This window comes from Serratia sp. Je.1.23.a (assembly GCF_051129805.1).
GTDB lineage: Bacteria > Pseudomonadota > Gammaproteobacteria > Enterobacterales > Enterobacteriaceae > Serratia > Serratia liquefaciens.
On sequence record NZ_JBCPSR010000001.1, the window covers coordinates 246,153 to 272,488 of the forward strand.

Below are 26,336 nucleotides of genomic sequence, written 5' to 3' on the forward strand. Positions count from 1 at the left end.
ATGGCAGTAAAAGTGAATGCGGCAACGCTATATAATAAAATTGTATATACCACAGATGCCCAAAGTTTCAAAAAAGCCATGGCTGAGATGAAACGCCTAAGAGAGGGCATGGCTAAAGGAATGGGTAAAGGCTCGTTAGTTAATGCTCAAGCAGCAATTGCAGAAGCTAAAAAGATTACTAAAGCTGTTCAAGTAGAAGCCGCTAAACAACAGAAAGCTTACAAAATCACTATGCCCAAACAGTCAGGTTCTGGCCGTGGTACTGGCATGGTAGGTAATGCCACGTGGAACGCACAGGACAGCGCCACATATGCGAGGCAAACACAGCAAATGTACAACAGCCGTGCCGCAGCTGAGAAAGCGTTAGCCGCGCAGCAGGCCAAACAGGCACAGGCAGCAGCCAAGAAGCGTAAGGAAGCTCTGGACCGTGATTTAAAAGCAACTATGGCGATGCGAAAGGCTGCTTTCGACCTTAACCGCCTACAGGGGCAATCAGGGGCTGAAAGGTATAAAAACATTCAGGCTGCGAGGGATATCACTAAAGCCTACCGTGAAGGGCGAATTGAACTGGTCGAAATGAATGAGGCTATGCGTCAACTCAGGGCCAACTCGTCAGCAGCAGCCCGCAACGCTAGGAACATCTCCCGCAGACAGGGAACACCCCGCAAAGCAGGAAGCTCCAACTACTTATTAGGCTTGGGACTGGCCTCTACAGGTGCAGCTGTTGCGGTGGGTGCAGGGTACGCAAGCTACAGAAACCTTGATACTGCATCTACCAAAGCACATCAACTGAATGCTATCAAAAAGCAAACCGGTGCTGACCCTAACGCTGTACTCGCCATGGTTCAATGGGCTAGGCAGAACGGATTGGAAACCAATATTGAACGTGTTCAGGATGCACTGAAAGACACTGAAGAGAATGTAGGGGATTTCACCGCAAATGCTACCCGAAATAAAAAGGGTGAATGGATGGGGGGCGGAAGGTTAACGGAAGCTGCTAACCAGTTACAGCTGTCTAAGGCTGATATCCAAACGTTTGAAAATCGCCCGATGGAACTCATGAATATGTTGGTTAACCGTGGTAATCAGCTAGGGTTAACACAAACACAGGTGAAGCATCTACTTGAAAATAATGCCAATGATGGTATGTACTTCTACGACATGTTCAAAAATGACGGTAGGGGATTAACCGATACAATGGCGCAGCGCAATGCCGCTGGCTTGAGTTATCGCACGGGAGATATGGATTCTCTTGAGAGCATGTACAAGTTCAATCAGGCCCTACAACAGGGGGCGGAGAGTTTACAAAACCGTTTCGTTGTTGGGATGGCTAAGAGCATCACTGGTACGGAGGATTTAAACGAAGCATTCCGTGTTATGCGTCCACAGGTTGAACAGCTCGGTACTGCAATGGGAACCCTGTTTAATGCCATTATGAAACTGATCGACTGGCTCCCCACTACCAAAGTTAACGAGATACGGGACCAATTAAAAACTGGTGGTGTAACTATGGCTGATGGCTCTACAGTTCGGGCTGATGGTTCATGGAAGGATTGGATACCAGCTCAAGTTCAAGACCTCTTTGGATTTGGTGCTAATAGTTCTGCGGCAAGCACCATGTTTAATAAAGAAAATTTGGTTATGGGGACATTCGGAAGCGCGCAATATGCCAACCCAGCTCAACAGCTCGTTTTCAATCCAACACTGAACGTCACACCTAATATCAGTGTTACGCCAGATGGATACGGATTTAGTAACCTCATCGATGTAAAAGCTGATGCGGCTATTGCCCAGTATGAGAGGAACACCGTTTTGAATATGCAGGCCACAACTGGCAATAATTGGAATTGAAATGTAAATGGGGGCATAGTTATCTATCGCCCCCTAATTATTACCCCAAAATATCTTTTGCCAAACTTTCATATTTTAGCTCTGTAAGTTCCGAGTCTAAATAGTCATCACTTAACAGCTTTATGAAATACTTTTGCTCTGCTCGTGTTTTTACTATAAACTTATCACCATCTTCATTTGTTATTAGTTTCGTAGACAGATATTCATGTTTACCAGCGAATCTAATAATGTCGGCAACATCAACCTTTCCCAATACTGGCGAATGTTTTGATATTTTTGCAAGTTTCCTAGCGAAAGCAATTTCTTTAGATCTTTTTTCGATGTATTGACAGTCTTCTAAAATATCAATTTCTTTAATAAGCTCTATTGCAGCATTTGACGATTTAGTAATAACTTCATGGAACCGCATGCTGGTTTCTAAAGTTCTTATGTTTTTAACGTAAAACTCATCATCAATAAGTAATAGCTCAAACCCGAAATCAATTTTTAAGACATCAGATTTTATCTCTTCGAGGCCATCACGATATCCAAATAAATTCAATGCCTTAGGCGTTTGCTTGAGAATGGTTAGGTTATATTTGTGTTTATATAATGCAATCGAAGAGTTATTACCATACAAAACTATTGCCATTGCATGGATGTCAGAGAAGTCATCACTTACATTATAAAATTTCTGGTTGTCAGGTGGGGTTAACTTGGCTTGCTTGAGCCAATCAAATTCCTCTGGATGATCTTTTTCATCATAATCAAACAAATATAATGCATTTTTTCGTTCGTCAGCATTAGAAAGAAGAGGGGTTGATAACTCTTCATTTTCAATTACATCTTCTTTTAAACGTAGTATTATCCCTTCTTTTAATTTAGTAAGAGCATCATTTTTAACTTTAGACTCTAAGGTCTGGATCTGATTATCTTTTTTTACAAAGAAAAAAAGTTTAACACCAGAAAAATTATCAATAATATCTGAGATCTTCTTTTTTAGATTTTCAACATCTGCCATGTGCTTTCCTCACAATACAAAATCTTTCGTCAAAAAAACGGTAATTTACTACATCACCAACAGCTAGCTTATCCACTGAGATCACGATTGCATCTTTTTGCTGATTCACACTTGCATGTGAGTATTTTACCCGATAAAGCTTGTAATTGAATAGAGATAGAGTTGGGTTTGCATAATATTTGTCCGTTTTAATTATGATTAGTCCGATAACTATTATCAATGCAAAGTAAGCAGCATTTTTTTGTGCATCGTCAAAAGTAAAACCCAGAAAGGGCGCTATGTAAGTAGATAAAAATGTTAATTGCTCATAGTCCTCACTTTGACAACTTTCTATCTTAAATGTGTCTAACGAGCTGAAGCTAGCATGATTTTTAAATCTATAGAAAAAAATTATACCAATTAATATAAACACAAAAGATACAATTGAAACTATATTGGATTTAATAATAACTTTAAGTATCTTAGCTGTAGTGTACGTGCTGTCTAACGTTGGGATGTTCACACTTAAGATTATGATAAATACAAAAAGAAGCGACATCGAAAGAATGTATAAGCCTATCTTGTCTATCGTTCCTGAAAGGTTCATTTTTCCTCCCCTTATCCTCGCAACATTATAGCAAATGGTGAGTCAATGCTCATATGCTTCGCTCATTATACTGTATTTATATACAGCTATCTATTGGATAATTTTGACGATGTGAGATGGTTTGAAAGCTTGGCTGGTATCAGTTGCATGGAAAGATGATGAAAGTTTAGGCTATCAGTTCGTAAAATTTCCCTCTCTTAAAGGTCACGCTACCTCGCAGATTTCACGTAGCGTTACCAACGTTGATTTCCCTCCCTACAGGTGTCACAATAATGGTGTGACACCTATGTGCAGTGCATTGAATCAAAAGGGTTTTTATCTTTCAGCGCAAGCTGGCAGGGCCTCCACCAATTTCAGCGCCGAATCATTCTTTCACTACTCTCTCGTATTTACTATCGCCCCAAAAATCTCGCTGTAGGAAAACTGCCGGCGCCGATTGCTCGCCAGCAATTCACCTCAGTGCTTCACCAGCGTAGCGAAATAGTACGCCAGCGGGATAGCCAACAGGTAAAGCCCGACCGGGACTTCACGCCATTTGCCGGCAATCACCTTGATGATGATATAAAACAGCAGCCCACCTGCGATACCGGTGCCGAAACTGTTGGCAATCAGCGTGATCATCACCATCATCAGCACCGGCAGGCCGTCGGTAAAGTTGGCCAAATCGACTTTACGCAATCCACTGAACATATTTAGGCCGATCAGGATCAATGCCGGTGCGGTAGCCTCTTTCGGGATCATCAGGGCAATGGGGGTAAACAGCAGCATCAGCAAGAACATGATGGCTGCCGCCAGCGCCGTTAATCCAGTCTTGCCACCGGCTTCGGCAGCGGCTGACGATTCGATCAGCGCCGTGGCGGCTGGAATGCCGACCCACGGCCCGAGAGCCGCTGCGATCGAGTCCACCATAAACGGCCGGTTGATGTGCGGCATGTTGCCGTGCTCGTCCAGTAATCCGGCTTCACCGCCGACGGCGAGCGTGGTGCCCATGGTGGAGAAAAACTCCGAGGCGAAAAAGACAAACAGGTAAGGCAGGAAGGCGATATTCAATGCACCAATCATATCGACGTGGCCGAGCACTGGGGCCAATGAGTGTGGCATTGCCATCAGACTGGCTGGAAGGTGCGTGACGCCGAATGGAATACCCACCAGCGTCGCGACCAGGATCGCCCACAAAATCGCGCCCGGGATGCGTCGAGCCTGCAGGCCAATGGCCAGAAACAGACCGCACAGGGCGATCAACGCACCGGGTGCCGTGAAGTCACCCAGCATCAGCGCATTGGATTTGGCATTGGCCAGTACCAGCCCGGCGTTACGGAACCCCAGCACCGCAACAAATAATCCGATAGATGCGGTCAGCCCCAGCTTGATGGACTGCGGTACCGAGCGGGTAACCACCTCGCGCAGCCCAAGACGAGTCAGGGCAAAAAACAAAATGCCGGACCAGCAGGCGATACCCAGCCCAATCTGCCAACCTATGCCTTCGCTGCCCGCCAACGTCACGCCGACCAACACCGAACCGCCGATCCCTGGGCCAACGATAAACGGCAGATTACCGTAAAACGCCATAAGCAAGCTGCCGATCACAAACACCAGAATGGTGCCGGTGGTCACCGCGCCCTTATCCATGCCGCCGATGGCCAGCAATCCGGGGATTACCACCAACAAATAGGCCGCAGCCAGAAAACCGGTGATACCGGCCAGGCATTCGGTTTTGACATTGCTTTGCCGCGCATGCAGTTGAAAACGCCGTTGCAGCCAGCCCCCTGGTGTTGGAGCATTTACTGAATTCTCAGCCATATAGACAATCTCCGTTGCTACCCGTCGTATTTCAAGCCGCAGCGTTGTTGGCAACACTCACTTACCCCAGTAACTTACTTGAGTAAGCGCCTGAGGATGAGTGAGCGTGCCTGTCTAGCTGCAACTAGAAATCCATAGGGTATATATTGTTATTATGATTATTTTTACGCCGGGGTTTCCCAGCAGGCGATCAGTGGTTCGACAATTTGGCGCGTGGTGCCGTCGGTCAGGCCGAGATCGGTCAGGTGCGGCCCGGCGTTACACGCCAGACAGGTGCCCTCGATTGCCTTGAAAACCCGGTAGGGCGGTTCCCAATCGGCGATTTGTGCGCTCAGATCGCGCAGTTTTTTAAATTGTTGTGCCAATTCCGCGGCAGGCAAATCTGAAAGCATGCCGGCAATCGGCATCGCCACCTGAGCCAGAATTTCCCCGTTTTGACTTAGGGCCATGCCGCCACCGCAGGCGATCAGGGCATTGGCCGCCAGCGCCATATCGGTTGCGTCACGGCCAAGAACCACCAGGTTATGCGAGTCGTGTGAGTAGCTGGTGGCGATGGCACCGCGCAGTTCCCCCCAGCCTTCCAACAGTGCCAGTTGCGGGGTGGCCTGGTGGCGACCATGGCGATGTTTCACCCAGATCAGGCTAAAGCCATCCGGTATCTGCACTTCGCCGTCGCGAACCTCGACGGTGGTTTCGTTCCACTGGGTAAAACGCGCGCCTTTAATGTGGCGCAGGGTGGCTTTACCGTGGCGGATCGCCGGGACTTTCAATATGAAATCTGCGGGAGTCAGTGGCGGGAGCCGCAGCGTATCGCGCGGCACCGTCACTTTCGGGTTTGCACTGAGCGGTGTCAGCATTTTTCCGTTCTGCGCCAGCAGCTTTCCTGCGACGTAGACCTGCCGCGCACTCAGTTGAGTGAGCGAATCAAAGACCACCAGATCGGCAATGCGGCCCGCGGCAATCAAGCCCAGATCGTTGCGTTGCAGGCGAATAGCGGCGTTAAGCGTCGCCATCCTCAATACGTCGGTTCCCGACATCCCCTGTTCGATCAGCATATTGAGTAACGCCACAATGCCGCCTTTTTGCAGCAGCATATCCGGCGGCACATCGTCGGTGCAGACGGTGACCTGCGAGGACAGGTGTGGCAACGTTTTTAGTGCCGCAACGATCTCGGGTAGCAGGTAAGGGTGAGATCCTCTGATCTCCAGCGTCAGTCCGGCGCGTAGTTTCTCCAGCGCGTCGGTTCCGGAGGTCAGCTCATGGTCGGACGTCACGCCCGCGGCCAGATAGGCCTGAAGCTGAGCGCCGCTCAGCCCACGTGCGTGACCTTCGATCAACTTGCCGCTGTTCAGCCCGGCGTTGAGGATCTCCAGCATGCGTTCGCTGCCGTTCAGTACGCCGTGCATGTCCATCACTTCGGCAACCCCGCCGACTTCCGGCCAGGCCAACATGGTTTCCATTTCATGACCGCCGAAATCAGCGCCGGACATTTCCAAACCTGGAGTGGAAGGGACGCTTGACGGTGCCGCACAGATCACCCTGAGCGGGAGACCACGGCTGGCGTCGACCGCGTAACGCACACCCTCAACGCCGAGCACGTTGGCCAGTTCGTGTGGATCCCAGAAAATGGTAGTGGTGCCTTGGGCAACGACGATTTCGGCGTATTTTTCCGGCGGCAGGTGCGAGCTTTCAACGTGTACGTGGGTGTCGATCAGGCCGGGGCTCAGATATGCGCCGGCCAAGTCTTGCGTTTGAAGGGCTTCGGTCATAGTGCCACAGGGATGAACGCTGGCAATCAGTGCGCCGACGATGCCGACATCAGCGCTACGGATTTCACCGGTGGCCATATCAACCAGCGCAGCGTTCATCAGCAGCAAATCAAAAGGAAGTTGGCCTAATGCGGCCTTCACCGCGCGTTGGCGTTCGCCCGCGCTGGTGTAATGAGTGGTCATGGTAATTACCCGGCATGATGACAGGGTTGTTACTCTAGGGGGGCGGGCAGGCTTTGCACAGATGATTTAATTTATTGCCTGATAAGAAACGTTTATGCTGTCGCAAACGTTTACTTGGTTGGCGAATGGAAACCTGACATGTCTGAACCCTGGCGCCGCTTGCCCGCGCTGTCTCTGAAGCAGATTCAATATTTCGTTACTCTGGCGCGGCTACGGCATTTTACCGATACCGCGAACCGTTTGGCGATCAGCCAACCGGCACTAAGTAGCGCGCTGCGACAGATAGAGTTGGTGCTGGGTGGAAAATTGGTGAATCGCACGGCTTCCGCGGTGACGTTGACCGAACAGGGGGCTGCAATTTTGCCGCATGCCGAGCGGCTGCTGAATGTGGCGCAGGCGTCCTTTGACGATATGCAGCGCATTATGTTGGCGGGGGGCGACGGGACCTTGCGCATCGGGTTGGTACCTTCGGTCAGCAGGCTGTTGTTTCCGGCCGTGCCACAGTTGCTGGCTGCGAACTTTCCACGGCTGAGGGTAGAATTTCACGATCAAACTAATGATTCTCTGCTGCTGCAATTAGAGAACGGCATGATTGATTTTGGTATTGGGGCGCTCGATAGTTCCGTGCCGGAGTCGTTGGAGATATATCCGCTGCAGGAAGATCCCTTTGTGGTGGTTATGCGCCGTGATGACCCTTTGGCTGAATCACATCATCTGCCGTGGCGGCAATTAGCCCGGCGTGATATTGCGGTTTTTTCCAAGGGGAATATCAGCCGGCTGGTACTGGCATTGGCAGAAAGCCACCGTCTGAATTTAATCGCACGCTACCAGGTCGATTTTCTGGAGACGTTATACGGATTGGTACGTTCGGAATTAGCGGTCGCTATTTTACCTCAGCTTTACACCACCCATTTGAAAGACGATGAATTAACCGTGGTTCAACTGCAGCAACCGATGCTTAGCCGTACCGTGGCATTAATGCGCAGTGCACACAGAAATCACCCGGCATTAATTGAGGATTGTTTCCAATTGTTATTACAGGATTTTCAACGGCGGATGAAAGTGCAGTAAGTCAATGAGATAAATACGAGAATTTGCCTGACATTGAGGCCGATAGTCTATCGGCTCAACGCATCTCGAGCCTTGATTAACGTACGAACTTCCAAACGGCCGTTGGGATTTTATCGTAGAGCTTATTCATGGTGAGCTCAGCCAGACGGTGGTCAGCTGCAGAGTAAAACAGCTCCAATTCGTCATCCGAAAGCTCATACTTATTTTTTTCAATAACGCGTTCAAGGGTGTCAATAGTGGTGCATTTACGTAAACGCATCAGATAATCAGTTTTAGTCATGATAACCTTTGGTGTTATAAACCGTAGAATAGAATAATTTAGGGATAATTATCCCCTAAGATTTCATTGTCGTACAGATGCCCTCTCCTGAGAACATTCTGAATAATCGCGCCTTGGTTTTTTGCCAGCGACGCAGATCGGAATCATTGATACCGTAACTGCTGAACAGCGTGTAGGTATCATCGAGATATTCCTCGACTAACTCCGATAAATCACTTTCGTCCATGTATTTAATTTTATAACTCATCACAAACGAAGCAATATGTTCAATCAACTCATTAAGCTGGAGGTTGACGGAAGACGTTGGGTCGTTCACCCAGCCGTGGTGGCTGTCACCCAGCGTGGCTATGCCTTCATCATACAAATTTTCGCACAAGAATTTCAGCTGAGCAATATCGTGCCTTTTAGGCGAATACTCATCCATATCATCCCCTCCGTAAGTCTTAATTTCGGTGTTGATAACACTCTGTGAGTAAGCTGATTTACATCATGGACAGAGGTAGCTTAATGACGGTGATAAAATAAACTTCCTATATAATGAATATAAATCATTTCTCCACGTCTGGCCTGCTGTTATTACGTAAACTTACAATTCATCTGCAGTAGATGGACGGGAGTTATCAATGATGTCAAAGCACAAGCTCGATTCAGTCACGCTAAAAAACACGCTTTCGTTGATGTATTCCTCGGCGTTGATATCCAGACAGGCGTTGAAAATTGTCCATTTATAGCGGTAACTCATTGAATACTCGTGGTCGCTCAATTTATGAATATCAAGTATTTCTAATGAACCTTCACTATACCGTGCGCTTTCTGAATAAAAACTCAAGCCGCTGGTCAATGCCGGCACCAACTCTGACATTCTATCGTTAATCACTTTCTTTAGTTTTTTAACAGAAAGTGCTTCTATCATTGTGCTGTAGCTAAGAGTTACCTGCATTTAATGCCTGACCGTATAGCGATCCTATCTATTAATCTTACTCCTTTTTCATCCATACGTCGGTAAACTTTTCGTTAACCAGATGCTTTTTTACAGTAACTCAACGTTGTTTACCGGTTAATAACCCTGACGTTTCTCAGTATATCCCTGAAAGAGTTCCGCTGCTGTTCCAAAAATGGCGCAGGTCAACGTTGGTATCACTTTATTGTTACGTTCGGTTGCATTAATCACCGAGAGGGTGCTTGAGTCACAGAAGTGATTGTGATGTTATATTGTAACAATCAATTCTCTCTCGTTTGGCCATGAAACTGACATCCACACCACAAGATGGCGATCTGCCGTCATTGAACTCGCTGTTCACCGCTTCCGCAGGCCTGCGCTGCGGTATTGCCGCTTTGCTGCTCGGCTTACTCTGGTTGGGCATCCATTGGGCGGTAGCGCTGCCATGATAACGTTACAAAAAGCCGTCATCGGCTATGGCGGAACGCCGTTGTTTCCCCCACTTAGCGGGCATTTCGCCGTGGGATCGCTGACCGCCGTGGTTGGCGTTAACGGCGCAGGTAAGTCTACGTTGCTGAAAACACTGGCTGGGCTTTTACCGCTGCAGGGCGGGAACTTACGTTTTAGCGGCAACAAATTACCGCGTATGGCGTATTTACCCCAACAGGCGGAACTGGATCGCCTGTTTCCGATCCTGGTGAGCGATCTGGTGGCGATGGGGAGCTGGCCGACCAGTGGGATGTTCGGTGGGTTGAATAAGCACGCGAAGCGGCAGATTAGCGAGGCGCTGGACAGGGTAAACATGACCGCTATGGCGCGCACTCCCGTCGGCGAGTTATCCGGTGGCCAACTTCAGCGGGTGTTGTTTGCCCGATTATTGGTGCAACAGGCACCGCTTATTTTATTGGATGAACCCTTTACCGGCATCGATAGTTCCACCGTTCAGTTATTGCTTCAGGTGATCGCAGGTTTGCATCAGCAACGAAAAACGGTAATTGCCGTATTGCACGATATGTCGATGGTGGCGAATCACTTCCCACAGGCGCTGTTGCTGACCCCAGAGTGTTGCCACTGGGGTAAAGCCGACAGCGTGTTGGAACATATTCCTGCGTTAAATATTGCCAGCGCTCCGCTGTGCAGCAGAGGAGGGCGCAGTGATGTTGCTTGAGACATTAATTGATCCCTTTGCTTCCTTCGGTTTTATGCGGCGTGCACTGGTGGCCTGTTTTGCCTTGTCGATCAGCGCCGCGCCTTTGGGCGTTTTTTTACTGCTACGGCGCATGAGCCTGGTGGGTGATGCACTGTCGCATGCGGTGCTGCCGGGTGCGGCGATAGGGTATTTGATTTCCGGTATGTCTCTGGTGGCGATGGGCGTGGGGGGATTTATCGCCGGGCTCGCCGTGGCCATGCTGTCCGGGCTTGTCAGTCGTCGAACGCCGTTGAAAGAGGATGCTAGTTTTGCCGGTTTCTATCTGGGATCCCTGGCGCTGGGAGTCACACTTGTCTCCTTGCGTGGCTCTAGTGTCGATTTGCTGCACGTGCTGTTCGGCTCGATCCTTGCTGTGGATACGCACGCCATTTTCATGGTCGGGGCGATAGCCAGTTTTTCACTTTTGTCGCTGGCGGCGCTGTATCGCGCACTGGTGATTGAGTCTTTCGACGCGACCTTTTTACGCGTTAGCGCCCCGCGCTGGTTAGCACTAATCCACGGGTTATTTTTAGCGCTGGTCGTGATCAATTTGGTGGCCGGTTTCCAAATCCTCGGCACCTTGATGTCGGTAGGGCTAATGATGCTGCCTGCCGCCAGCGCACGTTTTTGGGCCCGTAATCTGCCACATACGTTGGCGGTGGCGATGGGCATCGGCATGCTATCGAGTTTGATCGGCCTGGAGTGGTCGTATTATGCCTCGTTGCCTGCCGGCCCGGCTATTGTGCTCAGTGCCAGCGTGATCTTTTTTGGGTCGATTCTGTTTGGGACGCGTGGGGGGATCTTTTCCCTGGCGCGCCGTTGAGAAGTGTCATGTGCAAGGAGAAAGTATGAAACGTTTACCTATTACGCTGGCAGTCGCTGCTCTGCTGTCCAGCCCGTTGGCGATGGCGAAAACCGTAGATGCCGTTGCCAGTTTTTCCATCCTGGGCGATATCGTCAAGCAGGTAGGGGGGGAGCACGTTAAGGTCACCACCTTGGTGGGGCCGGATGGCGATCCGCACAGCTTTGAGCCTTCACCTAAGGACAGCAAGGTGCTGTCACAGGCCGACGTGGTGTTCGTCAGTGGTTTAGGCCTGGAAGGTTGGATCGATCGGCTGGTTAGCGCCTCGGGGTATAAAGGGCAGGTCATCACCGCATCGCAGGGAATAAATTCGCGCCAGATGGAAGACGATGGCAAAGAGATCACCGATCCTCATGCCTGGAACAGCATGAAAAATGGTGTGCAGTACGCCACAAACGTGATGAACGCGCTGATTGCCGCCGATCCTGAAGACGCCAATTATTTCCGCCAGCGCGGCGCAGAGTATATCCAACAGTTGCAGAAGCTGGATTTGTGGGCCAAAACGCAGTTTGCCGCAGTACCACAGCAAAAGCGTAAGGTGCTGACCAGCCACGATGCTTTTGGCTACTTTGGGCAAGAATATGGCGTCACCTTCCTTGCCCCGGTCGGTTTCTCTACCGAAGCAGAGGCCAGCGCCAGCGACGTGGCCGGTTTGATCAAGCAGATCAAACAGGAAAAGGTGACCGCCTACTTTATTGAAAACCAGACCGACCCGCGACTGGTGAAGCAGATTGCTGCGGCGACCGGGGCAAAAGCCGGTGGTGAGCTGTATCCTGAGGCGTTATCCCAACCGCAGGGGCCGGCAGCGAACTACGTGCAGGCATTTAAACACAATGTTGATACCTTACTGAGCAGTATGAAATAAACCCTCATGTCCCCGTTATGATGGCGGGGACACTGATGACACTTCGGCTTTCTCCATAAAAAAAGCCCCGTTGAGCAGCAACGGGGCTTTGCGACAGATGACACTACGGAAGTTAACGCTTTTTCTTACGTCCCTGTACCGCTTTAAAACGCGGGTTGGTTTTACAGATCACATAGATGCGACCTTTGCGGCGCACGACTTTGCAATCCGGATGGCGATTCTTCGCCGAACGCAATGAACTCAAAACCTGCATGTTGATTCCCTTTTACTTCTTGCCAAGAAAACGGCCAAAACGCTGCTGGAAACGTGCAGTGCTGCCCTCTTTGGAGAACTCCTTCTGCTTGCCGGTGTAGTACGGATGCGAAGCGGAAGAGACGTCGATAGTGACATACGGCCAGTTTTCACCGTCCAACTCAATGGTGCGATCGGTGTGAATGGTCGATCCCACCTTAAAGTAGGCATTGGCACTCAGGTCGTGGAATACCACGGTACGATAATTTGGATGGATACCTGCTTTCATGATGCACCCTCATGTAATGTTATACTATAACAATAATTATGCGCTGCACGGCAGAGCGGATCAAGTACAAAATGCATCCGCAGCTAAATTAATGAGAGTGATTTTCATTAAGCAGATGAAGCAAAAGAAAAAGGCCGCATAAGCGGCCTTTTTTCAGGAGGGAAACAGCACTGAGTTATCAGTGATGTTCGACCGGATGGCTGTGTTCTATGTCTTCAGACTTCTTGCCGAAGCGGCGGCGAACCACCACGAAGAACACCGGAACAAAGAACAGGGCCAGCACGGTGGCGGTAATCATCCCGCCCATAACGCCGGTACCTACCGCGTTCTGTGCGCCGGAGCCTGCACCGTTACTGATAACCAACGGCAGTACCCCGAGGATGAAGGCCAGTGAGGTCATCAGGATTGGACGCAGACGCATACGTACCGCATCGAGCGTCGCTTCGATCAAACCCTTGCCCTCTTTCTCCATCAGATCCTTGGCGAATTCCACTATCAGGATGGCGTTCTTCGCCGACAGACCTATGGTGGTCAACAGCCCCACCTGGAAGTAAACGTCGTTGTTCATGCCGCGCATGGTTGCTGCCAGCAGAGCACCGATAACCCCTAGCGGCAGTACCAGCATGACCGAGAACGGAATCGACCAGCTTTCATACAGCGCTGCCAGACACAGGAATACGACCAGAATCGAAATGGCGTACAGCGCAGGCGCCTGGTTACCGGACAGACGTTCCTGATAGGACATACCGGTCCAATCGTAACCAATACCGCTCGGCAGTTTGGACGCCAGCTCTTCCATCATGTTCATCGCCTCACCGGTACTCTTACCCGGTGCAGCTTGTCCAAGAATTTCCATGGATGGCAGGCCGTTATAACGTTCCAGACGCGGAGAACCGTATTCCCATTTCGCCGTAGAGAACGCGGAGAAAGGAACCATCTGGCCGGTGCCGCCACGAACAAACCATTTATTGATATCTTCTGGCAGCATACGGAATGGCGCATCAGCCTGAACGTAGACCTTCTTCACACGACCGCGGTCGATGAAGTCGTTAACGTAGGTGCCACCCAGCGCGGTAGTCAGCGTACTGTTGATGGTGGTGATGCTCACGCCCAGCGCCTTGGCTTTCTCCTGATCGATGATCAGTTTGAACTGTGGCGTATCTTCCAGGCCGTTAGGACGCATGCCCACCAGCAGGTCCGGATGTTTGGCAGCCATGCCCAACAACTGGTTACGCGCTTCGGTCAGTTTTTCATGGCCTAAGCCACCCTGATCGATCAGTTCAAAGTCGAAACCTGTCGCAGTACCGAGTTCGATAATCGCCGGCAGGTTGAACGGGAATACCAGGCCTTCTTTAATCTGAGAGAACGCACCCATCGCGCGGCCGGCAATCGCAGGCACTTTATTGTGCTCACCGGAACGTTCGGACCAGTCTTTCAGGCTGACGAATGACAGACCGTTGTTCTGGCCGTTACCGTTGAAGCCGAAGCCCGCTACGGTAAACACCGAGACCACGTTGTCCTTTTCCTTGGTCATGAAGTAGTCGGTGACTTCTTCCAGTACTTTAGCGGTACGCGCTTCAGTCGCACCCGCCGGTAGCTGAACCATGGTTAACAGGATGCCCTGGTCTTCTTCCGGCAGGAACGAGGACGGCAGGCGCAGGAACAACAGGCCCATGCCAACGACGATCAGCAGGTAGATCACCAGATAACGCCCGGTACTGCGCAGAATATTGGCTACGCTGTCGGTGTAGTGGTTGGTGCTCTTTTCGAACATGCGGTTAAACCAGCCGAAGAAGCCTGTTTTAATCCCATGATCGCCTTTCGGAACCGGTTTGAGCATGGTGGCGCAAAGTGCCGGTGTCAGGATCATCGCTACCAGAACCGACAGGGCCATCGCGGAAACGATGGTGATCGAGAACTGACGATAGATGGCACCGGTAGAACCGCCGAAGAACGCCATTGGTACGAATACCGCTGACAGCACCATGGCGATACCGACCAACGCACCCTGGATTTGGCCCATCGATTTGCGGGTGGCTTCTTTCGGCGACAGTCCCTCTTCGGACATTACACGCTCGACGTTTTCCACCACCACGATGGCGTCATCCACCAACAGGCCTATCGCCAGCACCATACCGAACATCGTTAGGGTGTTGATCGAGAAGCCGAACGCCGCCAGGATCGCAAAGGTCCCCAGCAATACTACCGGTACCGCGATGGTTGGGATCAACGTCGCACGGAAGTTCTGCAGGAACAGGTACATGACCAGGAACACCAGCAAGATCGCTTCCATCAGCGTTTTTACTACTTCGTTGATGGAGATTTTAACGAACGGCGTGGTGTCGTACGGGTAAACCACTTTCATCCCCTGCGGGAAGAAGGGTTCCATTTTGGTCAGTGCATCTTTTACGCCTTTAGCGGTGTTCAGGGCGTTGGCGCCGGTGGCGAGTTTGATCCCCAAACCTGCTGCCGGTTTACCGTTATAGCGTGCGGTTACCGCGTAGCTTTCTGCACCGCGTTCAATGTGCGCAACATCACTCAGGCGAACCTGAGAACCATCACTATTCACCTTCAGCAGAATTTTACCGAACTCTTCAGGAGAGGTCAGGCGAGTCTGCGCGATGATCGAGGCGTTCAGCTGTTGCCCCGGTACCGGTGGCATACCGCCCAGCTGCCCTGCGGCGATCTGGTTGTTTTGCTCGGTAATGGATGAGGTGACATCCGAAGTGGTCAACTGGAAATTATTCAGTTTGTTCGGATCCAGCCAGATACGCATGGCGTACTGGGCACCGAACAGTTGCACTTCACCCACGCCGGATGAACGGCTGATAGGATCTTTGATGTTGGAAGCTACGTAGTCCGCAATGTCATCCTGGGTCATGTTCGGATCGTCGGAAACGAAACCGGCCACCATCAGGAAGCTGCTGCTGGATTTTTCTACTTTCAGGCCCTGCTGCTGCACTTCTTGTGGCAGTAACGGGGTGGCCAACGACAGTTTGTTCTGGACCTGAACCTGCGCAATGTCAGGGTCGGTACCGGATTCAAACGTCAATGTAATGGTGACGCTACCAGAGGAATCGCTGGTGGAAGACATGTACATCAGATTATCGATACCGTTCATGTTCTGTTCGATAATCTGAGTGACGGTATCTTGCACCGTTTTGGCATCCGCGCCTGGATAGTTTGCGGAAATACTGACCGCCGGTGGTGCAATAGTTGGATACTGCGCAATCGGCAGTTTCATTATTGACAACACACCCGCCAACATGATGATGATGGCGATTACCCAGGCGAAAATCGGGCGATCTATAAAGAACTTAGCCATGTCTTACCGGCTCCTTTTTATGACTTCTGCGCTTCAGACTGCGGCTGCTTTTGCGCCTGAGTGTCAACTTCCTGCACTTTTACCTGAGCGCCCGGACGGACTTTCATCAAGCCGGTGACAATCACGCGGTCGCCGGCTTTCAAACCGTCGGTAACCAGCCATTTGTCGCCGATAGCCTGATCGGCCTTCAGCGTACGCAATTCAACTTTGTCGTCAGCACCTACCACCAGTGCAGTAGCATCGCCACGTGGGTTACGCGTCACACCCTGCTGCGGTACCAGCAATGCGTCGCTGCGCACACCTTCGTCCAGACGGGCGCGAACGAACATGCCCGGCAACAGCGTATCGTTCGGGTTAGGGAACACCGCACGAATGGTGATGGAACCGGTGGTTTCATCAACGGTGACGTCAGAGAATTCCAGCGTGCCTTCCTGAGCGTATTGCGCGCCGTTTTCCAGCAGCAGTTTCACTTTGGCTTTGCCGTTCTCTTGCTTCAGCGCACCGCTTGCCAGTTCTTGTTTCAGACGCAGGAAGTCGTTGCTCGACTGAGTCACGTCGACGTACATCGGATCAAGCTGCTGCACGGTAGACAGAGCAGTGGCTTGGCCGTTAGTGACCAGTGCCCCTTCGGTCACGGCAGATTTGCCGATACGGCCGGAGATTGGTGAAGTCACCTTGGTGTAAGCCAGGTTGATGCGCGCGGTTTCCACAGCGGCTTTGGCAGCCACAACAGCGGCTTCCGCCTGCTGCAGGTTGGAGACTGCGGTGTCGTAATCTTGCTTACTGATGTAACTGGTACCCAGCAATGGTTTGTAGCGGTTAACCGTCACGCGTGCGATAGACGCGCTGGCTTGGGCTTTCGCCAAATCGCCTTTAGCGCTGTCATAGGCTGCCTGATAGGTAGCAGGATCGATTTGATACAGGGAAGTACCTGCCTTGATATCGCTGCCTTCTACGAAGTTACGTTTCAGGATAATGCCGCTAACCTGAGGGCGAACTTCGGCGATACGATACGCAGCGGTACGACCAGGAAGATCGGTGGTGATGTTGAGAGGTTCTGCCTTCAATGTCACTACACCCACTTCGGGAGCCGGTGCCTGGGCGCCTTGCTGTTGGGTTTCTTTATCGTTACATCCTGTTAGCACTAAGCTGCCTGAAAGCATCAGAACTGCCGCCAGAGGCGTTAACCCTCTGTTTTTGTTCATAGAAAAACCTCAAGTGTCCGATTTCAAAATGATCAATGGATCACAAGCTTTAAAACCCATTGCTGCGTTAATTATTAGTGCGTGCTATGGTACATACATACACGAATGTATGTAAATCTCACTTCCCCGAAAAAACAACGCCATGGCACGAAAAACCAAACAGCAAGCGCAAGAAACTCGACAGCACATTCTTGACGCTGCGGTGCGAGAATTCTCTGAACGTGGCGTTTCTGCAACGTCCCTCACCGATATAGCCACCGCTGCTGGGGTGACGCGTGGCGCAATTTACTGGCACTTCAAGAATAAGGTAGACCTGTTTAACGAAGTTTGGGAGTTATCAGAGTCGAAAATAGGCGATCTCGAACTAGAGTATCAGGCAAAGTACCCTGAGAATCCACTGCGTATTTTACGCGAAATTCTAATTTATATTCTGACGGCTACGGTAGATGACGCACGCAGGCGTGCCCTGATGGAGATCGTTTTCCATAAGTGTGAATTTGTCGGTGAGATGCTCCCGTTGCAAGATGCCCGTAAAGTCCTCTATCTGGAAGGTTACGACCGTATTGAGTCCGTGCTGCGCAACAGTATGCGCCACGGCCAACTGCCGGCTGATTTACATACCCGCCGCGCTTCTATCATTCTGCGCGCCTACATTACCGGCCTGATGGAAAACTGGCTTTTTATGCCGGAAAGTTTTGATCTGAAAGCCGAGGCGGCGGTGTTGATCGACTCATTTATCGAAATGGCCCAATTCAGCCCCACCTTGCGAATAAAACCGGAGGAGGGGGAGCTGGTGGCACAGCCGTTGAGTGCAGAACATCATCATTTATAGGAGAAATACCATGTCATCCGTTGTCTTGATCGCCAATGGCGCCGCTTATGGTCACGAATCGCTGTTTAACGCGCTGCGTCTGGCGATTGCGCTGAAAGAGCAGCAGACCGATCTCAACCTGAAACTGTTTTTGATGTCCGATGCGGTGGTCGCGGGCATTGCCGGGCAGCAGCCGCATGAAGGCTATCACCTGCAGCAAATGCTGGAAATTCTTACCGCACAGCAGGTGCCGGTGAAATTGTGTAAAACCTGTGCCGATGCGCGCGGAGTCAGTCGGCTGCCGCTGGCAGACGGGGTGGAAATCGGAACGCTGGTGGAACTGGCACAGTGGACGTTGGCGGCGGAGAAAGTATTGACCTTCTAAGCCCGCGACATTTGTACATCACCCGCAACGCTTTTCTTATTCTTTGGCTCTCTGCGATCGTGATAATCTTTAGGCTTCTTTATTGATTCGAAGCCAAATCATGCATCGCAGGTTAGCCAAACGCCTTTTTCTGCCGCTCGTGTCGTTGTTCGGTGTGGAGTTCTCCCGCGCCTTCGCCCTGTTTTTGTTGATCGCTTTCTGTGCGGTTTGCCAACCTGCAGCCTATGCGGCACTCAATGGCGATGTGCCGTCACGCAGTGAAATACAAAGCCAGCTTGATGCGCTGAATAAGCAAAAGACGCTGACGCCGGTCAATAAACTCACGCAGCAAGACCTTACCCGAACCCTAGAACTGCTGGATGCCATCGATCGCACCAGGCAGGATGGCGCGCAGCTTAAGCAACAGCTGCAGCTGGCACCGGGCAAATTGCGCCAGGTCACCGACGATCTGGCGGCGCTCAAAACGCCGGTCGACAGTGCGGCCGCCCGGGCCGAACTGCTGCAGCTTTCCCTGCGCCAATTGGAAACCCGGCTTTACCAGACGCTCGATGACCTACAGACGGCGCAGGAAAACCTGTCCACCTATAACAGCCAGCTGGTTTCGCTACAGACTCAACCGGAACGGGTGCAGAGCAGCATGTATACCGCGTCTCAGCGGCTGCAGGAAATTCGTAACCAGATCAACGATCAGACGCCGGGACAAAACTCGTTGCGTGACAGCCAACTGGTGATGCTGGCCACCGAGCAAACGCTACTCAACGCGCAGATAGATCTGCAACGCAAAAGTCTGGAAGCCAACACTACCCTGCAAGATTTGCTGCAGAAGCAGCGCGATTATACGACCGGGCATATCGATGCGCTCGACCACAACGTGCAACTGTTGCAAGAAGTGGTCAACAGCAAGCGCCTGACGCTGTCGGAAAAAACCGCCAAAGAGGCGCAGAATCCGGAAGACGCTACGGATATCCAGCACGACCAGTTGGTCAGCAAAGAGCTGGACGTTAACCGCCAGCTCAGCCAGCGGCTGATTGCCGCCACGGAAGAGAGCAACGTACTGTTCCAGCAGAATATTCGGGTGAAGAACTGGCTGGATCGCGGCCTGCAGGCGGAGCGTAATCTCAAAGAGCAGATCCAGGTGCTGAAAGGCAGTCTGGTGCTGTCGCGCATTCTGTATCAGCAGCAACAAAGCCTGCCGCAGGGCACGTTGGTGGCGGATATGGGCACGCGTATTGCCGATCTGCGCCTGGAACAGTTTGATATCAACCAGCAGCGCGACGACCTGTTCAAGGGTGACGATTACATCAACAAACTGGTCGCCGACAGCAAAGAAAAAGCCAGCGCCGACGTGCTGGATGCTCTGAATGAAATCGTCGATATGCGCCGTGAGCTGTTGGATCAGTTAAACAAACAGCTCAGTAATCAGTTGGCACAATCGATCAGCCTGCAGATCAACCAACAGCAGTTAACCAGCGTTAACAGTTCGCTGCGCGATACCCTGACTCAGCAGATTTTCTGGGTAAACAGCAACAAACCGGTCGATCTTGCGTGGCTGAAAGCTTTGCCAGGGGCGGTTAGAGATCAACTGGCTGCGCTCGATTTCAAAGTCGACTTCGGCAAAATATTGCAGGGCGGACTGAATTCACTGGTCATGCTGATCCCGCTGCTGTTGCTGATCGGCCTGTTGCGCTGGCGTTACAAGCTGATAGACACCCATTTGCAGAAACTGGCCAATGACGTGGGGCAGTTAAAGCGTGATAGCCAGATGCACACCCCCAGGGCCATTGTGTTGACTCTGCTGAAGGTTCTGCCCGGTTCGGCATTGCTGTTGGGAGTGGGGTTCTGGTGTTACCGTGCAGAAATCGGTCTCAGTGACTTTCTCTGGGCGTTGTCGCAACAGTTGGCGCTGTTCTGGCTGATATTCGGCTTTACCTACCGCACGCTGGCACCTGGCGGCATCTGCGAACGGCATTTCAACTTCGCCTCTGAGCTTTGTGCGCATTATCGTCGTCAGACGGTACGCCTCGGACTGGCGCTGCTACCGCTGATCTTCTGGTCGGTGCTGGGCGAGAAAGCGCCACTGCGGCTGGTGGAAGACGTTATCGGTCAGGTGGTGGTGATGTTGACCTTGGCACTGCTGGCGGTGCTGGTGTTTCCGTTGTGCCGCGACAGCTGGCGTGAAAAGGGCTCGCACGCGGTAAGGCTGATCATTGTCACCGCCATTGCCGCTACGCCGCTGATCCTGTTGGGGCTGATGTTCGCCGGCTATTTCTATACCACGTTGCGGTTAGCCGGCCGCTGGATCGACAGCCTGTATCTGTTCTTCCTGTGGAATATCGTCTATCTGACCGCCATTCGCGGGCTGAGCGTCGCGGCGCGCCGTCTGGCTTATCGCCGCGCGATAGCTCGCCGTCAGAGCCTGGCGAAGGAGAAAGAGGGGGCTGAAGGGGTTGAACCGGTTGAGGAGCCGCCTTTGGCGCTCGATCAGATCAACCAGCAGTCGCTGCGTCTGACCACCATGGTGCTGTTTATTATCTTCGCCAGCGCCCTGTATGGCATTTGGTCAGATTTGGTGACGGTCATTTCGTACCTGGACAGCATTACGCTGTGGCATTACACCACCACTGTCGCTGGCAGCAGCGTGGCGCAGGCGGTGACGCTGGGCAACATGATGGTGGCGATAGCGGCGGTGATTGTCGCTTACGTGATGACACGCAACCTGCCCGGTCTGCTGGAAGTGGTGGTGCTGTCGCGGCTGCAGCTGCGGCAGGGGACGTCTTACGCCGTCACCACCATACTCACCTACCTGATTACCACTGTGGGTGCAGTAACCGCGCTGGGGTCGCTGGGTGTCTCCTGGGATAAATTGCAGTGGTTGGCCGCCGGTTTGACCGTCGGGTTGGGGTTCGGGCTGCAGGAGATTTTCGCTAACTTTGTGTCCGGCCTGATCATTCTGTTCGAACGGCCGATTCGTATTGGCGATACCATTACTATTGGCACTTTCTCTGGTTCGGTCAGCAAAATCCGCATTCGCGCTACCACCATCACTGACTTTGACCGCAAAGAGGTGATCATTCCGAATAAGGCATTTGTGACCGAACGGCTGATCAACTGGTCGCTGTCAGACACCATCACCCGCGTTTTAATCAAGGTAGGGGTGGCCTACGGCTCCGATTTGGATAAGGTGAAAGCGGTGCTGCTCAAGGCGGCGCATGATAACCCACGCGTGATGAGCGATCCGGAGCCGCAGGTGTTCTTCCTGAATTTCGGTGCCAGCACGCTGGATCATGAACTGCGCCTTTACGTGCGTGAGCTACGCGACCGCAGCTATACCGTTGACGAACTGAATCGCTCTATCGAACGCCTGTGTCGCGAAAACGACATCAACATTGCTTTCAACCAACTCGAGGTCTATTTGCACAATCAGCAGGGCAACGAGGTGCAGGAAGTAAAACGGACGCTATCGTCGGATAAGGACGGCTCATCGGTAGGGGAGTAGAACGAGGATCCTGGGTTCAGCGCAGGCTGAACCCTTTTCACTGCCCGACAGGCAGATATGGGGAGGTAACGCCGTTGCGCTGCAGCTTTTCCTGGTAGTCCCGTTTGACAATATCCAGCGCCGCCAGCGCGGTGGCGGGATCGATCTCATTGCATTCCAGCAGGTAAATCAGATCTACCGCCAGTTGCAATTCTGGTGAGGCATTTTCTAGAGACATAAAACCCACGTTTTAATTGAGATGAATGATACTTCGTTCGGCTGAGTATAGTGAACAAGCCCGATTGGGGGGAATAATCATTAAAATATTGTGATAAATCTTCAAAAACCGTTTTCTTTACGTTCAATACTGCGCTCAATGCGCGTCAGCGCTTGACGGCAACGCGTCAGTCGGCCTTCTAACGCAGCCAGCTCATGTTGAAGCTTTTGCTGTGCCGCCAGCGTCGTCTGCCTTCCCAGCAGGCTTTCCCTATCCTGAATCATTGCAATGATCCGACGTTCATAATCCTGATGTTCGGCCAGCTTGTGATACAGATCGACCGCTGCCACCTCTTTGGGCTGATTCTTACGGCGCAGCGTCTGGGTTGCCAGCTCGCGTTGCAGGGCGGTGAGCTGTGCCAGCAACTTTTCAGCCAGAAAGGCCACCTGAGTGGTGCGATTGTCGTTGGCCGCCGTCTGCAACTGGGCGAAGTTCTTTTGCACTTCGGCCAGATAATCGCGCAGCCGTGTACCGCGGTTAGAAAACAGCGCAGTATCGAAGCGTGCCTGAGGGATAGGCGCGTCGCCGCGGGGCGTGATCTCGCTGGCCAATACCTTGATTTGTTGTTCTAACGCTTCTAAAAGACGCTGGGTGCTCACGTCGGCTCCATTGTGGGGATAGTGGGCTCAGCTTGCCCGCGATCGCGTCGTGAAACAAGCGCCGTGCATAATTCCGCCCGTTGCGGCTGGTGGCACGGGGGAAGGCGGTGATAAAGTAACGCCAGACAGGTTGATGGACAAGGGCTCGCATGACGCGTTGGTTATTGATTATCCTCGGTTGGTTAGCGGTGGTGTTGGCGACGTTGGGCGTGGTATTACCACTGCTGCCGACGACGCCGTTTCTGCTGTTGGCCGCCTGGTGCTTCGCCCGTTCGTCACCACGCTTCCACAGTTGGCTTTTGTACCGCTCCTGGTTCGGGCCTTATCTGCGCCATTGGCAGCAGCATCGCGCCTTACCGCCAGGGGCTAAATGGAAGGCGGTGGTGGTGATTGTGCTGACATTCGCACTTTCGTTGTGGTTAGTGAAAATCTGGTGGGTGCGTGGAGTGCTGTTGCTGATGCTGGCTATTTTGCTGACCTTCATGTTGCGCTTGCCGGTTGTTGACTTATCGCAACAAAAACAGCGCTGATTGTGGCTTATGATATCCAATAGCTTTCAGGCTGCGTTTTGAAAGATGCAGGGGAGAGTTGCATTTGTCCGTCAGTTTGCATAGATTTGGGCGTTTTCGTGCGCGGGTGGCCTCCCATTCCCTGTTTATGCCGGGATCGGGTTCCAGACGATCGGCGCGCAAGTCATCAGGCAGTTTTATCAGGCAATAATTATGACCGCTACTGCACAGCAGCTTCAGTTTATTAAAGACAGTATCAAAACCATTCCGGATTACCCTAAGCCGGGCATACTGTTCCGTGATGTCACCAGCCTGCTGGAAAACCCGCTGGCTTATGCCGCCAGCATCGAATTGCTGGTTGAGCGCTTTCGCGAAGCGGGCGTGACCAAAGTGGTTGGCACCGAAGCGCGTGGTTTCCTGTTTGGCGCACCGGTCGCATTGGCGCTGGGCGTAGGTTTTGTTCCGGTGCGTAAACCGGGCAAGCTGCCGCGCGCGACGCTCAGCGAAAGCTATGAGCTGGAATACGGTACTGACCAACTGGAAATACACACCGATGCCATCAGTGCCGGTGATAAAGTGCTGGTGGTGGACGATCTGCTGGCAACCGGTGGCACCATCGAAGCCACCGCAAAACTGATCCGCCGTCTGGGCGGTGAGGTTAAAGACGCCGCTTTCATTATCAACCTGCCGGATCTCGGCGGTGAAGCGCGTTTGAACTCTTTGGGTATTGAATGCTACTGCCTGGTCAACTTCGCCGGCCACTGATCTGCATTACCACAACGGCCTCGCGGATCGCCGCGGGGCTGTGTTAGCATGACCCTCCAGATTACTCGACTTTTCCGGTATTAATGAGCTATCAGGTTCTTGCCCGTAAGTGGCGCCCTCAAACGTTTGCAGATGTTGTCGGACAGGAACATGTCCTGACTGCGCTGGCTAACGGCCTCTCGCTGGGGCGGATTCATCACGCCTATCTGTTCTCGGGCACGCGCGGCGTGGGTAAAACCACCATTGCGCGCTTGCTGGCCAAAGGCCTGAACTGTGAAACCGGCATCACCGCCACGCCGTGCGGTCAATGCGACAACTGCCGCGAGATTGAGCAGGGGCGCTTTGTTGATCTGATCGAGATCGACGCCGCGTCCAGAACCAAGGTGGAAGATACCCGCGATCTGCTGGATAACGTCCAGTACGCACCCGCCCGCGGCCGCTTCAAGGTTTACCTGATTGACGAAGTGCACATGCTCTCGCGTCACAGCTTCAATGCGCTGTTGAAAACGCTGGAAGAGCCGCCTTCTCACGTCAAATTCCTGCTGGCGACGACCGATCCGCAAAAGTTGCCGGTCACTATCCTGTCGCGCTGCCTGCAATTCCATCTTAAGGCTCTGGATGTCGAGCAGATCCGCAACCAGTTGGAAACGGTTCTGCAGGCAGAACAAATCACCAGCGACCAGCGCGCGCTGCAGCTGATAGCACGTGCTGCCGACGGCAGTATGCGTGACGCGTTGAGCCTTACCGACCAGGCTATCGCGATGGGGCAAGGGCAGGTGACCACCACCACCGTCAGCCAAATGCTCGGTACGTTGGACGACGAACAGCCGCTGGCAATCCTCGAGGCTTTGGTCAGCGCAGATGGCGAAAAGGTGATGGCGCAGGTCGCGCAAGCCGCTTCACGCGGTGTTGACTGGGAAAACCTGCTGATCGAAACGCTGGCCTTGCTGCATCGGATTGCGATGGTACAACTGTTGCCATCGGTACTGGACAATCATTACGCCGCCATTGAACAGCGGCTGCGTGAGCTGGCGCGTACTTTGCCGCCGACGGACGTACAGCTTTATTACCAAACCCTGCTGGTCGGCCGTAAAGAGCTGGCCTTTGCCCCGGATCGCCGTATGGGGGTTGAGATGACCCTGCTGCGTGCGCTGGCATTTCACCCGAAAGCGGTGATCCCTGAGCCGGTGGCGATGGTGCAAACCGCACCGGCGCAGATGGCGCAACCGCAGGCTCAGCAGGTGGCTCAACCACCACAGTTTCAGGACGCGCCACCGCCGTTAGGCCAGGTTGCGCCACAGAATAATCAGCAGGCTAATTTACCGGATGCCACCGCGCAATTATTAAAGGCGCGCACCCAGCTGTTGCGGCAGGGAGCATCCACACCAAAAAAGAGTGAACCGGCGGCGCCAGGAAAAGCGCGGCCGGCAAACTCAGCACTGGAGCGGTTGGCTTCCGTGACTGAGCGCAGCCAGCAGCGCCAGGCGGAAAAACTTGTTCAGCAAAAACCGGCCAAGCCGGAAGCTTATCGCTGGCGTGCACAGACCGAGCCAGAGGCCGAGCCGGAACCGCTGGCGACGCCAAAAGCGCTGCGCACGGCTCTTGAGCATGAAAAAACGCCCGAACTGTCAGCCAAGCTGGTGGTGGAGTCGCTGGAACGCGATGCCTGGGCGGCAGAAATCGATAAGCTGAAAATTCCAAAACTGGTGCAGCAACTGGCGTTGAACGCGGTTAAAGAAGTGCTGGAACCAGGTAAAATTTGTCTCCATCTGCGGTCGTCGCAGCGCCATCTGAACTCGCCTTCGGCGCAGAAGGTGTTGACCGATGCACTCACCGAGCTGTACGGCAGTCCGGTTGAACTGACCGTGGTGGAAGACGATAATCCGGCGGAGCGGACTCCGCTGGAGTGGCGCCAAGCCATTTATGAAGAAAAACTGGCGCAGGCGCGCCAGTCGATCGTTGCGGATACCAATATCCAAACGCTGCGCCGGTTCTTCGACGCAGACCTGGATGAAGAGAGTATTCGCCCCATTTAAACGCCGCGTAAAGTGCGCGGCCCTAGCGACGAG

Annotated in this window: 25 protein-coding genes and 1 other annotated feature; of the genes, 12 read left to right on the forward strand and 13 right to left on the reverse strand. The window is 52.5% G+C overall.

Annotation, left to right across the window (positions count from 1 at the left end):
• Nucleotides 1–1,851: a hypothetical protein gene (locus AAZT04_RS01220; protein ID WP_434678742.1), complete on the forward strand. Its 1,851-nt coding sequence runs from the start codon at nucleotides 1–3 to the stop codon at nucleotides 1,849–1,851.
• A 40-nt stretch (nucleotides 1,852–1,891) separates the two neighbouring features.
• Here AAZT04_RS01220 and kwaB read toward each other — a convergent pair whose 3' ends face one another.
• The 4 genes from kwaB to AAZT04_RS01240 form a co-directional block, all read right to left on the reverse strand.
• On the reverse strand, nucleotides 1,892–2,851 hold the full coding sequence (kwaB, locus tag AAZT04_RS01225; protein WP_434678744.1) for an anti-phage protein KwaB: 960 nt from the start codon (nucleotides 2,849–2,851) through the stop codon (nucleotides 1,892–1,894).
• On the reverse strand, nucleotides 2,838–3,437 hold the full coding sequence (gene kwaA / locus AAZT04_RS01230) for an anti-phage protein KwaA (RefSeq protein ID WP_434678746.1): 600 nt from the start codon (nucleotides 3,435–3,437) through the stop codon (nucleotides 2,838–2,840). Before kwaA ends, kwaB begins: the two co-directional genes overlap by 14 nt.
• A gap of 456 nt (nucleotides 3,438–3,893) precedes the next feature.
• The gene (locus AAZT04_RS01235; RefSeq protein WP_116691057.1) at nucleotides 3,894–5,237 is read right to left on the reverse strand and encodes an NCS2 family permease; all 1,344 of its coding nucleotides are present in this window, start codon (nucleotides 5,235–5,237) and stop codon (nucleotides 3,894–3,896) included.
• Nucleotides 5,238–5,401: 164 nt separating this feature from the next.
• Nucleotides 5,402–7,189, reverse strand: a complete 1,788-nt coding sequence (locus tag AAZT04_RS01240; RefSeq protein WP_434678749.1) for an adenine deaminase — start codon at nucleotides 7,187–7,189, stop codon at nucleotides 5,402–5,404.
• 138 nt (nucleotides 7,190–7,327) lie between these two features.
• Between AAZT04_RS01240 and AAZT04_RS01245 the strand changes: the two genes are divergently transcribed.
• Nucleotides 7,328–8,260: a LysR family transcriptional regulator gene (locus tag AAZT04_RS01245; RefSeq protein ID WP_020825513.1), complete on the forward strand. Its 933-nt coding sequence runs from the start codon at nucleotides 7,328–7,330 to the stop codon at nucleotides 8,258–8,260.
• A 76-nt stretch (nucleotides 8,261–8,336) separates the two neighbouring features.
• Here AAZT04_RS01245 and AAZT04_RS01250 read toward each other — a convergent pair whose 3' ends face one another.
• The 3 genes from AAZT04_RS01250 to AAZT04_RS01260 all read right to left on the reverse strand — a co-directional run bounded on the left by AAZT04_RS01250 (nucleotide 8,337) and on the right by AAZT04_RS01260 (nucleotide 9,480).
• Nucleotides 8,337–8,540, reverse strand: a complete 204-nt coding sequence (locus AAZT04_RS01250; protein WP_020825514.1) for an HHA domain-containing protein — start codon at nucleotides 8,538–8,540, stop codon at nucleotides 8,337–8,339.
• A gap of 55 nt (nucleotides 8,541–8,595) precedes the next feature.
• Complete coding sequence (gene tomB / locus AAZT04_RS01255; RefSeq protein ID WP_020825515.1) at nucleotides 8,596–8,964, reverse strand: Hha toxicity modulator TomB; 369 nt, start codon at nucleotides 8,962–8,964, stop codon at nucleotides 8,596–8,598.
• Nucleotides 8,965–9,126: 162 nt separating this feature from the next.
• The gene (locus AAZT04_RS01260) at nucleotides 9,127–9,480 is read right to left on the reverse strand and encodes a hypothetical protein (RefSeq protein ID WP_242507317.1); all 354 of its coding nucleotides are present in this window, start codon (nucleotides 9,478–9,480) and stop codon (nucleotides 9,127–9,129) included.
• Nucleotides 9,481–9,782: 302 nt separating this feature from the next.
• Between AAZT04_RS01260 and AAZT04_RS01265 the strand changes: the two genes are divergently transcribed.
• From AAZT04_RS01265 to AAZT04_RS01280, 4 genes are read left to right on the forward strand one after another with little or no spacing between them, the layout of a single operon-like run.
• On the forward strand, nucleotides 9,783–9,929 hold the full coding sequence (locus AAZT04_RS01265) for a hypothetical protein (protein WP_020825517.1): 147 nt from the start codon (nucleotides 9,783–9,785) through the stop codon (nucleotides 9,927–9,929).
• Nucleotides 9,926–10,648, forward strand: coding sequence for a metal ABC transporter ATP-binding protein (locus AAZT04_RS01270; RefSeq protein ID WP_262033201.1), 723 nt, complete (start codon nucleotides 9,926–9,928; stop codon nucleotides 10,646–10,648). The genes AAZT04_RS01265 and AAZT04_RS01270 overlap by 4 nt, the downstream gene beginning before the upstream one ends.
• On the forward strand, nucleotides 10,635–11,492 hold the full coding sequence (locus AAZT04_RS01275; protein WP_041414279.1) for a metal ABC transporter permease: 858 nt from the start codon (nucleotides 10,635–10,637) through the stop codon (nucleotides 11,490–11,492). Before AAZT04_RS01270 ends, AAZT04_RS01275 begins: the two co-directional genes overlap by 14 nt.
• A 25-nt stretch (nucleotides 11,493–11,517) precedes the next feature.
• Nucleotides 11,518–12,396 carry a metal ABC transporter substrate-binding protein gene (locus AAZT04_RS01280; RefSeq protein ID WP_020825520.1) on the forward strand — a complete coding sequence of 293 codons (879 nt, stop codon included), beginning with the start codon at nucleotides 11,518–11,520 and terminating at the stop codon, nucleotides 12,394–12,396.
• 112 nt (nucleotides 12,397–12,508) lie between these two features.
• Here AAZT04_RS01280 and ykgO read toward each other — a convergent pair whose 3' ends face one another.
• From ykgO to sdeX, 4 genes are all read right to left on the reverse strand, one after another.
• Nucleotides 12,509–12,649, reverse strand: coding sequence for a type B 50S ribosomal protein L36 (gene ykgO / locus AAZT04_RS01285; RefSeq protein WP_012005563.1), 141 nt, complete (start codon nucleotides 12,647–12,649; stop codon nucleotides 12,509–12,511).
• 12 nt (nucleotides 12,650–12,661) lie between these two features.
• On the reverse strand, nucleotides 12,662–12,916 hold the full coding sequence (locus tag AAZT04_RS01290) for a type B 50S ribosomal protein L31 (RefSeq protein WP_046374339.1): 255 nt from the start codon (nucleotides 12,914–12,916) through the stop codon (nucleotides 12,662–12,664).
• Between the two features lie 178 nt (nucleotides 12,917–13,094).
• Nucleotides 13,095–16,241 (reverse strand): multidrug efflux RND transporter permease subunit SdeY, encoded by a 3,147-nt coding sequence (gene sdeY / locus AAZT04_RS01295; RefSeq protein WP_046374338.1) that lies wholly within the window; start codon nucleotides 16,239–16,241, stop codon nucleotides 13,095–13,097.
• A 17-nt stretch (nucleotides 16,242–16,258) separates the two neighbouring features.
• Nucleotides 16,259–17,446 carry a multidrug efflux RND transporter periplasmic adaptor subunit SdeX gene (sdeX, locus tag AAZT04_RS01300; RefSeq protein ID WP_020825524.1) on the reverse strand — a complete coding sequence of 396 codons (1,188 nt, stop codon included), beginning with the start codon at nucleotides 17,444–17,446 and terminating at the stop codon, nucleotides 16,259–16,261.
• Between the two features lie 142 nt (nucleotides 17,447–17,588).
• On the opposite strand from sdeX, the gene acrR reads away from it, so the two are divergent.
• The 3 genes from acrR (at nucleotide 17,589) to mscK (ending at nucleotide 22,138) form a co-directional block, all read left to right on the forward strand.
• Nucleotides 17,589–18,278, forward strand: coding sequence for a multidrug efflux transporter transcriptional repressor AcrR (gene acrR / locus AAZT04_RS01305; RefSeq protein WP_197820158.1), 690 nt, complete (start codon nucleotides 17,589–17,591; stop codon nucleotides 18,276–18,278).
• Between the two features lie 10 nt (nucleotides 18,279–18,288).
• Nucleotides 18,289–18,642, forward strand: a complete 354-nt coding sequence (locus AAZT04_RS01310) for a DsrE/DsrF/TusD sulfur relay family protein (RefSeq protein ID WP_116691053.1) — start codon at nucleotides 18,289–18,291, stop codon at nucleotides 18,640–18,642.
• A gap of 100 nt (nucleotides 18,643–18,742) precedes the next feature.
• The gene (gene mscK, locus AAZT04_RS01315; RefSeq protein ID WP_020825527.1) at nucleotides 18,743–22,138 is read left to right on the forward strand and encodes a mechanosensitive channel MscK; all 3,396 of its coding nucleotides are present in this window, start codon (nucleotides 18,743–18,745) and stop codon (nucleotides 22,136–22,138) included.
• A 37-nt stretch (nucleotides 22,139–22,175) separates the two neighbouring features.
• Here mscK and rsmS read toward each other — a convergent pair whose 3' ends face one another.
• Both rsmS and priC read right to left on the reverse strand, forming a co-directional pair.
• Nucleotides 22,176–22,355: a pleiotropic regulatory protein RsmS gene (rsmS, locus tag AAZT04_RS01320; RefSeq protein WP_020825528.1), complete on the reverse strand. Its 180-nt coding sequence runs from the start codon at nucleotides 22,353–22,355 to the stop codon at nucleotides 22,176–22,178.
• A 101-nt stretch (nucleotides 22,356–22,456) separates the two neighbouring features.
• Nucleotides 22,457–22,993 (reverse strand): primosomal replication protein PriC, encoded by a 537-nt coding sequence (priC, locus tag AAZT04_RS01325; RefSeq protein ID WP_020825529.1) that lies wholly within the window; start codon nucleotides 22,991–22,993, stop codon nucleotides 22,457–22,459.
• Nucleotides 22,994–23,142: 149 nt separating this feature from the next.
• Between priC and AAZT04_RS01330 the strand changes: the two genes are divergently transcribed.
• The 3 genes from AAZT04_RS01330 to dnaX all read left to right on the forward strand — a co-directional run bounded on the left by AAZT04_RS01330 (nucleotide 23,143) and on the right by dnaX (nucleotide 26,303).
• Nucleotides 23,143–23,523: a DUF454 family protein gene (locus tag AAZT04_RS01330; protein WP_020825530.1), complete on the forward strand. Its 381-nt coding sequence runs from the start codon at nucleotides 23,143–23,145 to the stop codon at nucleotides 23,521–23,523.
• A 192-nt stretch (nucleotides 23,524–23,715) separates the two neighbouring features.
• Nucleotides 23,716–24,267 carry an adenine phosphoribosyltransferase gene (gene apt, locus AAZT04_RS01335; RefSeq protein WP_020825531.1) on the forward strand — a complete coding sequence of 184 codons (552 nt, stop codon included), beginning with the start codon at nucleotides 23,716–23,718 and terminating at the stop codon, nucleotides 24,265–24,267.
• Between the two features lie 83 nt (nucleotides 24,268–24,350).
• Nucleotides 24,351–26,303, forward strand: a complete 1,953-nt coding sequence (gene dnaX / locus AAZT04_RS01340; RefSeq protein ID WP_046374335.1) for a DNA polymerase III subunit gamma/tau — start codon at nucleotides 24,351–24,353, stop codon at nucleotides 26,301–26,303.
• Nucleotides 25,636–25,700: a sequence feature (DnaX frameshifting element), on the forward strand. It overlaps the preceding gene by 65 nt.
• Nucleotides 26,304–26,336: the final 33 nt, after the last annotated feature.

What these genes read in the sequence shown, in the direction of transcription:
- AAZT04_RS01220 (WP_434678742.1), top strand. Translation starts at nt 1, where the DNA reads ATGGCAGTAAAAGTGAATGCGGCAACGCTATATAATAAAATTGTATAT.
- kwaB (WP_434678744.1), bottom strand. Translation starts at nt 2,851, where the DNA reads ATGGCAGATGTTGAAAATCTAAAAAAGAAGATCTCAGATATTATTGAT.
- kwaA (WP_434678746.1), bottom strand. Translation starts at nt 3,437, where the DNA reads ATGAACCTTTCAGGAACGATAGACAAGATAGGCTTATACATTCTTTCG.
- AAZT04_RS01235 (WP_116691057.1), bottom strand. Translation starts at nt 5,237, where the DNA reads ATGGCTGAGAATTCAGTAAATGCTCCAACACCAGGGGGCTGGCTGCAA.
- AAZT04_RS01240 (WP_434678749.1), bottom strand. Translation starts at nt 7,189, where the DNA reads ATGACCACTCATTACACCAGCGCGGGCGAACGCCAACGCGCGGTGAAG.
- AAZT04_RS01245 (WP_020825513.1), top strand. Translation starts at nt 7,328, where the DNA reads ATGTCTGAACCCTGGCGCCGCTTGCCCGCGCTGTCTCTGAAGCAGATT.
- AAZT04_RS01250 (WP_020825514.1), bottom strand. Translation starts at nt 8,540, where the DNA reads ATGACTAAAACTGATTATCTGATGCGTTTACGTAAATGCACCACTATT.
- tomB (WP_020825515.1), bottom strand. Translation starts at nt 8,964, where the DNA reads ATGGATGAGTATTCGCCTAAAAGGCACGATATTGCTCAGCTGAAATTC.
- AAZT04_RS01260 (WP_242507317.1), bottom strand. Translation starts at nt 9,480, where the DNA reads ATGCAGGTAACTCTTAGCTACAGCACAATGATAGAAGCACTTTCTGTT.
- AAZT04_RS01265 (WP_020825517.1), top strand. Translation starts at nt 9,783, where the DNA reads ATGAAACTGACATCCACACCACAAGATGGCGATCTGCCGTCATTGAAC.
- AAZT04_RS01270 (WP_262033201.1), top strand. Translation starts at nt 9,926, where the DNA reads ATGATAACGTTACAAAAAGCCGTCATCGGCTATGGCGGAACGCCGTTG.
- AAZT04_RS01280 (WP_020825520.1), top strand. Translation starts at nt 11,518, where the DNA reads ATGAAACGTTTACCTATTACGCTGGCAGTCGCTGCTCTGCTGTCCAGC.
- ykgO (WP_012005563.1), bottom strand. Translation starts at nt 12,649, where the DNA reads ATGCAGGTTTTGAGTTCATTGCGTTCGGCGAAGAATCGCCATCCGGAT.
- AAZT04_RS01290 (WP_046374339.1), bottom strand. Translation starts at nt 12,916, where the DNA reads ATGAAAGCAGGTATCCATCCAAATTATCGTACCGTGGTATTCCACGAC.
- sdeY (WP_046374338.1), bottom strand. Translation starts at nt 16,241, where the DNA reads ATGGCTAAGTTCTTTATAGATCGCCCGATTTTCGCCTGGGTAATCGCC.
- sdeX (WP_020825524.1), bottom strand. Translation starts at nt 17,446, where the DNA reads ATGAACAAAAACAGAGGGTTAACGCCTCTGGCGGCAGTTCTGATGCTT.
- acrR (WP_197820158.1), top strand. Translation starts at nt 17,589, where the DNA reads ATGGCACGAAAAACCAAACAGCAAGCGCAAGAAACTCGACAGCACATT.
- AAZT04_RS01310 (WP_116691053.1), top strand. Translation starts at nt 18,289, where the DNA reads ATGTCATCCGTTGTCTTGATCGCCAATGGCGCCGCTTATGGTCACGAA.
- mscK (WP_020825527.1), top strand. Translation starts at nt 18,743, where the DNA reads ATGCATCGCAGGTTAGCCAAACGCCTTTTTCTGCCGCTCGTGTCGTTG.
- rsmS (WP_020825528.1), bottom strand. Translation starts at nt 22,355, where the DNA reads ATGTCTCTAGAAAATGCCTCACCAGAATTGCAACTGGCGGTAGATCTG.
- AAZT04_RS01330 (WP_020825530.1), top strand. Translation starts at nt 23,143, where the DNA reads ATGACGCGTTGGTTATTGATTATCCTCGGTTGGTTAGCGGTGGTGTTG.
- apt (WP_020825531.1), top strand. Translation starts at nt 23,716, where the DNA reads ATGACCGCTACTGCACAGCAGCTTCAGTTTATTAAAGACAGTATCAAA.
- dnaX (WP_046374335.1), top strand. Translation starts at nt 24,351, where the DNA reads ATGAGCTATCAGGTTCTTGCCCGTAAGTGGCGCCCTCAAACGTTTGCA.